Raw genomic sequence first — 8,137 nt, 5'->3', positions numbered from 1 at the left:
GCGTGCCGGAACCACCGCGTCCCCACCGCCGGCGCAGCTCCGACAGCAACCGCCGCATCCTCACTGGTCAGGCCCTTGGCGATCTCGCCCCAGAACAACCGCTCGATCTCGCGCCGAGTAGACGGCCGTCCCGGCGACCTCATCGGTGACCGACCCGTCAACTCCGTCATCCAACCTGCTGGACGTCCCACAACACACCTCTCTGATCAGGAGTGTTGCTACGACTGGTTGAACCTGGTTTGGGCTCCGTGGTCCGTGTGCATGATTGCTCCGTTCAGGCTGCCGCAGGTCCAGATGGCGGCGGCCAGGGCGTCAGTGACCAGTTCCGTGCGCATATGGTCGGCGACGGCCCAGCCGGCCAGGCGGCGCGAACACAGGTCGATCACCGTGGCCAGGTAGCGGAACTTTCCGCCGCCGACGCTCAAGTAGGTGATGGCGCCGACGAACTGGAAGCGGCTGCTCACCAGTTGGTCTCGCCCGCGAAATACTTCGCGGCCCTGCGCAGAATCTCCCGCTCCTGCCGCAGCTCAGCGTTTTGCTTGCGCAGAGCCGCGTTCTCCGCCTCCAACGACGTCGACGACGCCGGACCCGCCGCCTGGGACGTCACATGAGAACCCGAGCGCCGGCCGTCGGCAGCCCGTATCCAGTTCCGCAGCGTCTCGGTATTGACGCCCAGGTCGGCAGCGACCGACTTGATCGTCGCTCCCGGCCTCGACCGGTACAGCGCGACTGCATCCGCCTTGAACTCGGCGGGGTAGTGCTTCATCCCCACGGGGACTCCGTTCTCCTGGACCATCAAGATCCAAGTCTCTCCGGTGTCCAAGATCCGGGGTCAAGGCCCGACGAAGACTGCCCCCACGTCTCGCGAATCGCCAGGTGAAAAACTTATTGCGCGTAGCGATTCGGGGACGAAATGGCACGCTGTCAACGCACTGCACCCCGCGTCCTCCGAATGACAGCTGAGAATGGTGGCATGACCGAAGGTGCTCGCTGCCGGCGGGCGGCCCGGTCAGCGGGCGTCTCCGGTCGTCGACGACGTAATGATGTCTCCGTGCGCGTAGTCGCCCGGGGGAATGCCCGGGTGGTGGCTCTCGGGACGTGGATGCGGGCCGGTGGCGCCCAGGGCGAGCCGGGAGACGATGCGGTAGCGATCACCGCGGTACACGGAGTGCACGTACTCGACGGGGTGACCTTCGGCGTCGGTGGTGAGGCGCTCGATCAGCAGGGCGGGTGACAGGACTGGAACGTCGAGCACGCCGGCCTCGGCTTCGTTGACGACGGTCGGCTCGATTGACTGCACCGCCTGGTCGACGTGAACCTGATGGTGCTCGCGCAGATGGTCGTAGAGGTCTCCCGCCTCCAGTTCCTGCGGACTGAGGGAGGGAACCAGGTCGGCAGGGATGTGAAGGTGTTCGATCGCGATCGGCGTCCCGTCGACCATCCGCAGCCGGGCGATGTAGACCACTTCGGCAGTCGGGGAGATGCACAGTCTGCGCCCGATACGCGCACCCGCCCGGATGGTGTCGAGTCTCAGCAGTTTGCTGGACCAGGTGCCCCCTGCCCGGGGCACGACGAAAGCCGCGTCTTCTGCAGCGAGTTCTTGGGTGATCTTGGCGGGCGCGACGAACATGCCGCGGCCGTGTTCGCGTACGAGCTGCCCCGTGGCGACGAGCTCATCGGCTGCGGCACGCAGTGTAGGGCGGGAGACGTGCAGCTCGGCGCTGAGCGTGCGTTCTGAAGGGATGGCGTCACCGGGACGGCGTACCTCGATCAGGCCGAGGAGGAATTCCCGGACTCGCTCCCGCTTGAGTACAGCACCCGAGGAGCTGTTCCCCATGACTCCACCCTCTCTGGCTCGTCACCCGCAACTGGTCAAGTGGTAAGGCCAGTGTAGAGGCACCGGGTCCCGCCATCTGCCGAAGAGCCCATATTTACAGGGGGGTTGACGCCCACATTGGTCTATGCCACCTTCGGGCCACATCGTTGTCCAGTTGCCAACTGGTCAACTCTCTCTCGAGGTGAATCCAGTGAAGATCCGCTTCATCCCCGCTGCCGCAGTGCTTACTGCCGCGTGTGCGCTCACTGCCTGCAGTACCTCTCCGTCCGGCTCCGAGCAGGCGTCCGGACCCGACGCACTCACCGTATGGATCATGAAGGACAGCGTCTCCGACGCCTACCTTGAGCGGTTCGAGAAGGACTTCGAGCGGCGGCACAAGAGCACCGTCCTGGACATCCAGATACAGGAATGGGATGGCATAGGCGAGAAGATCACCGCCGCTCTCGCGAGCAAGGACTCCCCCGACGTGATCGAAGTGGGGAACACCCAGGTCGCGCAGTATGCGCAGAGCGGCGGCGTCCTCGACGTGAGTGGCAAGGTCGAAGAGCTCCAGGGCGGTGACTGGCTTCCCGGTCTTGCCGAGCCGGGGAAGATCGAAGGCAAGCAGTACGGCGTCCCCTGGTACGCGGCCAACCGCGTAGTGATCTACAACAAGGATCTCTTCGCGAAGGCCGGGATCACCTCCCCGCCCAAGACGCGTGACGAGTGGCTGCGGATCACCGGAAAGCTGAACCGGGGCAAGACGCAGGGCATCTACCTGCCCGGGCAGAACTGGTACACCCTTGCGGGCTTCATCTGGGAGGAGGGAGGAGAACTCGCCGAGAAGAGCGGTGACCAGTGGAAGGGCTCGCTCGACAGCGCGGAAGCGCTCCGGGGCATGGACTTCTACCAGCGACTGCAGGCGCTGGGCAAGGGCCCGAAGGATTCCGACGAGGCCAAGCCGCCTCAGGCGGACGTCTTCGCCAAGGGAGATGTCGCCCAGATCATCGCTGTTCCCGGCGGAGCCAAAATCGTGGAAAAATCCAACCCCGCCCTCGCGGGCAAGCTCGGCTTCTTCCCCATCCCCGGCGCGACACAGGGCACACCGGGGGCCACCTTCACCGGCGGTTCGGATCTGATCATCCCCGCCGCCTCCGCCCACCAGGACGCGGCCTACCAGGTCGTCAAGTCGCTCGCCGGGGAGAAGTGGCAGAGGGATCTGGCCAGGACCATGAGCTACGTACCCAACCGGACATCGCTGGCTGACGCCCTGCAGGACAACGAGGGCACCGCCGCCATGGCCGCGGCGGCCGCGCGAGGACGTGCGACGCCCAACTCCCCCCAGTGGGCAGCTGTCGAGGCCACCAATCCGATCAAGGAATACATGACCGCCGTGCTGACCGGAAGCGACCGGCAGAAGGCCGCAGAGGACGCCTCGGACGCCATCAGCAAGACGCTCAACTCATGAGCGGGGCCCGGCGGGGGAGGAGAGTATGACGCGTCCCGCCACCCGCACCGACCCTGCAGCCGTCCCCGGCGCGAAGGCGGGCGCAACGGCAACGACCTCCGTCCGGGAACCGGCTTCCGCACCGGGCGGACATCGGCTCGCCGTCCCCGGCGCCCTGTGGCCCTACCTGCTCATCGCACCCACGGTCGTCGGCATCGCCTTCCTGCTCGCCTACCCTCTCGCCCGCAGCGTGCTGATCTCCCTCCAGCACTACGGGATGGCCGAACTGATACAAGGAGGCGCCGGCTTCGCCGGTCTGGAGAACTACCGGGAAATCCTGCGCGACGGCGAGTTCTGGCAGGTCGTCCGGCGCACCCTGTGGTGGACCGGGATCAACGTCCTACTCATCATGGTGATCGGCACCCTCGTCGCCCTGATGTTGCAGCGGTTGCGCAAGCCGATGCGGACCCTGGTCCTGAGCGGACTGGTGCTCGCCTGGGCCAGCCCCGTCATCGCCACAACGACCGTCTTCCAGTGGCTCTTCTCCTCTCGCCTGGGCGTGGTCAACTGGGCACTGGTGCAGCTGGGTTTCGACTCCTTCCGGGACTACTCCTGGCTGGCCCACGGGCCGGCGGCCTTCACCGTCCTGGTCCTGCTCGTCGTATGGCAGTCCGTGCCGTTCGTCGCCATCACCCTGCACTCCGCGCTGACCACGGTCCCCACCGAACTCTTCGAATCCGCCCGCATCGACGGCGCCGGCAACTGGCAAATCTTCCGCTCCATCACCCTGCCCGTCCTCAGGCCCGTCTTCGGGCTGATCCTGAGCCTCGAGGTCATCTGGGTCTTCCGGTGCTTCGCCCAGATCTGGGCCGTCACCAAAGGCGGGCCCGGCGGAGCTACCACCACCCTGCCGGTCTACTCCTACCAGGTCGCCCGGTCCCTGCACCGCTACGACCTCGGAGCCGCCGCAGCGACCCTCACCGTACTCATCCTGATCGCCGTGCTGATCCTCTACTTCCGTCAGATGTTCCGCCAGGAGGCCGAGCTGTGAGACCTCTCCCCGCATCCACCTCCGGCATACTGCGGCGGCTTCCCCTGAACGCAGGCGGACTGGTCATCTTCGCGCTCTGCGTCTTCCCCGTGTACTGGATGGTCCTCACCGCCTTCAAGCCCACCCCCCTCATCCAGGCCGAGTCACCCGTCTTCCTGCCGACCTCCCTGACGCTGGAGCACTTCTCCGCAGCGGTGAACGCCGACGGATTCTGGTCGTTCTGGCGCAACAGCCTCCTCGTCACAGCCGGCTGTGTGCTGCTCGCCCTGGCGGTGGCCCTCGGCTCGGCCTTCGCGGTGGCGCGACTGCGCTGGAAAGGCCGCCGCGGCTTCGTACTAATGGTGTTCATCGCGCAAGTCGCGCCCTGGGAGGCGCTTCTCATCCCGATGTATGTCATCGCACGCGACACCGACATGCTCGACCGTCTCGCCACCCTCACCCTCGTGTACTTCATGATCACCCTGCCGTTCACCATCGTCACCCTGCGAAGCTTCCTCACCGCCATACCCAAGGAACTGGAAGAAGCCGCCCAGGTCGACGGCTGCACCCCCGCAGCCGCGTTCCGCAGGATCACCTTCCCCCTCCTCGCGCCCGGCCTGCTCGCCACCTCCCTCTTCGGCTTCATCACCGCCTGGAACGAGTTCGCCTTCGCCAACATGCTGATCATCAAAAATCAGGACGACCGCACCCTCCCCGTCTGGCTCTCCTCGTTCTCGAACGTCTTCGGCACCGACTGGGGCGCCACCATGGCCGCCTCCACGCTCTTCGCTCTGCCCGTCCTCATCCTCTTCCTGGTGCTCCAGCGCCGGGTCACCACCGGCCTGGCCGGCGGCGCGGTCAAGGGATAGGAGAAACCGTGCTCCCACCGACCACCGAGCCCCGGCTCATCCCCAGTCCCTCGAAACTCAGCAGAACCGCCGGGACGTTCACCCTCGACGACACGACAGCCATCCGCGTCACCCCTGGTGCCGGGCCCGCCGCCAACCTGCTGCGCACCCTGCTCGCCCCCGCGACCGGTCTGCCACTGCCCCTCGCCCCGGACGGCCGGATCGTCCTCATCCTCGACCCCGGGCTCACCGGCCTCGGCTTGGAAGGCTACGGCCTGACCGTCAGCGCCGAAGCGGTACTGCTACGCGCAGCGGGGACCGCCGGGCTGCGCCACGGAGTCCAGACCATCCGCCAGCTCCTGCCGCCCGCCGCACTGAGGGCGCAACCGGTACGCGGCGTGCGATGGTCCCTGCCCGGCGTCGAGATCACGGACGTGCCCCGGTACCCCTGGCGCGGCGCGATGCTCGACGTAGCCCGCCACTTCCAGCCCGTCTCCTTCCTGCGCCGCTTCACCGACCTGCTGGCCCTGCACAAACTCAACGTCCTGCACCTGCACCTCACCGACGACCAGGGCTGGCGGATGCCCATCACCGCGTACCCCAGGCTCACGAAAATCGCAGGGGCACCGCACGGCGGCGCGTACAGCAGCGAGGAGTTACGCGATCTGGTCGCCTACGCCGCCGACCGCGGTGTCACCGTCGTACCGGAGATCGAGATGCCGGGCCACACGCGTGCCGCCCTGGCTGCCTACCCCCACCTCGGCAACTTCCCCGAGCAGCGACTGGACGTGTGGAAGACCTGGGGGGTGTGCGACACCGTCTTCGGCATGACCGACGAGGTCCTCGACTTCTGCCGCACCGTACTGGACGAGGTCATGGACCTCTTCCCCTCCTCCTATATCCACGTCGGCGGCGACGAGTGCCCGACCGCCGAATGGCACCGCTCACCCACTGCCCTGCGGCGCGTGGCCACGGAGGGGCTGACCGGTCCCGACGCCCTCCACGGCTGGTTCATGAAACGCATCGGGAACTTCCTGACCGAGCGCGGGAGGCACCCCTTGGGATGGACAGAGACCGGCAACGACCTGCCCGAGTCGTACGCCGTCCTGGCCTGGCGCGACGAAGAACACGGGCTGACAGCAGCCCGCCGCGGTCAGCCCGTCATCATGACCCCGCACCGATCCACCTACCTCGACTACCCGCAGTCCACCCACCCCGACGAACCACCCGGCCAGCCCGGCGACGCCGTCGACCTGCCAGCCGTGTACGCCACTGCACCCGCACCCGACCACTGGACCCCAGCAGCTGCCGCTCGGGTGCTCGGCACCCAGGCGCAACTGTGGACCGAGTACGTCACCACCGCCGAACACGCCGAGTACCTCGCATTCCCCCGGCTGTCCGCACTGGCCGACACCGCCTGGTCCGGGGGCCGCGACTGGCCCGGATTCCAGGCACGGCTGAACCACCACAGAACCCGGCTCGAGGCTCTCGGAGTGCCAAGCCGCCCCACCGCGATCCTTCCCCCTGAAAGGACCACCCGATGAACCCCACCAGCACGACAACACGCACCCCACGGATCCGCACGTCCCTGGCCGCCGCCCTCGTGGCCGGCCTCGGCTGCGCCACCCTGTCGGCGGCACCCGCTGCCGCAGCCGGCGAGTCCCTGTCCGTCCAGTATCGTCAGAGCGCCACCGGCTCCGACCAGGTCGAACCCTGGCTCAAGGCCGTCAACACCGGCAACAGCGCGGTGTCCCTGAACCAGGTCAAGATCCGCTACTACTTCAAGGCCGACGCCGGCGCCTCGTACACCTACGCCTGCTCCTGGGCGATCAAGGGCTGCGCCAACATCACCGGCACATTCGGCACCCTCTCCAAGCCGACCGCTACCGCCGACCGCTACCTGGAGATCGGTTTCACCGCCGGAGCCGGCACCCTCGCTCCCGGCGCGGACACCGGCGACATGCAACTGCGCTTCCACCGCTCCAACTGGCAGCCGCTCAACCAGGCCGACGACTACTCCTTCGGCCCCTCCCAGACAACGTACGGCAACTGGTCCAAGGTCACCGCCAGCGTGGGCGGTACACCGGTATGGGGAACAGCGCCCGAGGGCAACGACCCGGGACCGGGCCCCGACCCGGACCCGACGGACCCGCCGCCCACCGGCGCCACCCTGTTCGACGACTTCAACTACACCTCCCACACCGACCCGGCGATCGGTGCCCACGGCTGGAACGTGCGCTCCAACAGCGGAGGCCCCGGGGTTCCCGGCGCGGCCTGGGCGCCGGAGAACGTCACCTTCGCCAAGGAGGGGACCAACTCCATCATGAACCTGGAGACCTCCACGGCCGGCACCGCGTCCTCCACGGAGCAGACCGAGGTCCTCACCAAGGCCACCAAGTTCAAGAACGGCACCTACGCCGCGCGGGTCCGCTTCTCCGACGCCCCCCGGTCCGGCCCCGACGGCGACCGGCTCGTGCAGACGTTCTTCACCATCAACGACCTCAAGGCCCCCATGGCCGACGACTACGCCGAGTACGACTTCGAGTACCTGCCCAACGGAGGCTGGGGCGAGCCCGCCAACATCCTCTACACCACGTCCTGGGAGACCTACCGGCCCGACCCGTGGGAGGCCGTCAACCAGCACTCCGAGGCACGCACCAGCTACGCCGGCTGGCACGACCTCGTCCTCACGATCGACGGCAACGCGATCGTCTACTACGTGGACGGGCAGGAGTTCGGCCGCCACGACGCCCGGTACCTGCCGGAACGGCCCATGTCGATCAACTTCAACCAGTGGCTCATCGACCTGGCGGGACAGACCAGCACCACGCCCCGCTCCTACGACCAGAAGGTCGACTACGTCCTGCACGTCAAGGACCAAGTGCTGACTCCGGCCCAGGTGGCGGCGAAGGTCGCCGCCCTGCGGACGACGGGAACCACGTTCCAGGACACCGTGCCCGCGCAGTGATCCGGCGGCCGGCCGGCCGGCGGGCGGG

The 8,137-nt window shown here is 67.5% G+C and carries 7 protein-coding genes and 2 pseudogenes; 5 read left to right on the top strand and 4 right to left on the bottom strand.

Going from position 1 to position 8,137, the window contains the following annotated elements; all coding sequences use genetic code 11:
• From ACWDZ4_RS22685 to ACWDZ4_RS22670, 4 genes and pseudogenes are all read right to left on the bottom strand, one after another.
• Nucleotides 1-170, bottom strand: a pseudogene (locus ACWDZ4_RS22685) (IS30 family transposase); the annotation flags it as partial.
• 72 nt (nucleotides 171-242) lie between these two features.
• Nucleotides 243-449 (bottom strand): annotated as a pseudogene (locus ACWDZ4_RS22680) (DDE-type integrase/transposase/recombinase); the annotation flags it as partial.
• A gap of 11 nt (nucleotides 450-460) precedes the next feature.
• Nucleotides 461-766 carry a transposase gene (locus ACWDZ4_RS22675; protein WP_451510212.1) on the bottom strand — a complete coding sequence of 102 codons (306 nt, stop codon included), beginning with the start codon at nucleotides 764-766 and terminating at the stop codon, nucleotides 461-463.
• Between the two features lie 243 nt (nucleotides 767-1,009).
• On the bottom strand, nucleotides 1,010-1,837 hold the full coding sequence (locus ACWDZ4_RS22670; RefSeq protein WP_451510211.1) for a GntR family transcriptional regulator: 828 nt from the start codon (nucleotides 1,835-1,837) through the stop codon (nucleotides 1,010-1,012).
• 190 nt (nucleotides 1,838-2,027) lie between these two features.
• On the opposite strand from ACWDZ4_RS22670, the gene ACWDZ4_RS22665 reads away from it, so the two are divergent.
• From ACWDZ4_RS22665 to ACWDZ4_RS22645, 5 genes are all read left to right on the top strand, one after another.
• Nucleotides 2,028-3,284, top strand: coding sequence for an extracellular solute-binding protein (locus ACWDZ4_RS22665; protein WP_451510210.1), 1,257 nt, complete (start codon nucleotides 2,028-2,030; stop codon nucleotides 3,282-3,284).
• 154 nt (nucleotides 3,285-3,438) lie between these two features.
• On the top strand, nucleotides 3,439-4,314 hold the full coding sequence (locus ACWDZ4_RS22660) for a carbohydrate ABC transporter permease (protein WP_451510218.1): 876 nt from the start codon (nucleotides 3,439-3,441) through the stop codon (nucleotides 4,312-4,314).
• Between the two features lie 98 nt (nucleotides 4,315-4,412).
• Nucleotides 4,413-5,162, top strand: a complete 750-nt coding sequence (locus ACWDZ4_RS22655; protein ID WP_451510217.1) for a carbohydrate ABC transporter permease — start codon at nucleotides 4,413-4,415, stop codon at nucleotides 5,160-5,162.
• Between the two features lie 8 nt (nucleotides 5,163-5,170).
• Nucleotides 5,171-6,685: a beta-N-acetylhexosaminidase gene (locus ACWDZ4_RS22650; protein ID WP_451510209.1), complete on the top strand. Its 1,515-nt coding sequence runs from the start codon at nucleotides 5,171-5,173 to the stop codon at nucleotides 6,683-6,685.
• Nucleotides 6,682-8,109 (top strand): cellulose binding domain-containing protein, encoded by a 1,428-nt coding sequence (locus ACWDZ4_RS22645; protein ID WP_451510208.1) that lies wholly within the window; start codon nucleotides 6,682-6,684, stop codon nucleotides 8,107-8,109. The genes ACWDZ4_RS22650 and ACWDZ4_RS22645 overlap by 4 nt, the downstream gene beginning before the upstream one ends.
• Nucleotides 8,110-8,137: the final 28 nt, after the last annotated feature.

This window comes from Streptomyces sp. NPDC003016 (assembly GCF_053591455.1).
This window is presented reverse-complemented; position numbering and strand designations above follow the sequence as displayed.

What these genes read in the sequence shown, in the direction of transcription:
- ACWDZ4_RS22675 (WP_451510212.1), bottom strand. Translation starts at nt 766, where the DNA reads ATGAAGCACTACCCCGCCGAGTTCAAGGCGGATGCAGTCGCGCTGTAC.
- ACWDZ4_RS22670 (WP_451510211.1), bottom strand. Translation starts at nt 1,837, where the DNA reads ATGGGGAACAGCTCCTCGGGTGCTGTACTCAAGCGGGAGCGAGTCCGG.
- ACWDZ4_RS22655 (WP_451510217.1), top strand. Translation starts at nt 4,413, where the DNA reads ATGGTCCTCACCGCCTTCAAGCCCACCCCCCTCATCCAGGCCGAGTCA.
- ACWDZ4_RS22645 (WP_451510208.1), top strand. Translation starts at nt 6,682, where the DNA reads ATGAACCCCACCAGCACGACAACACGCACCCCACGGATCCGCACGTCC.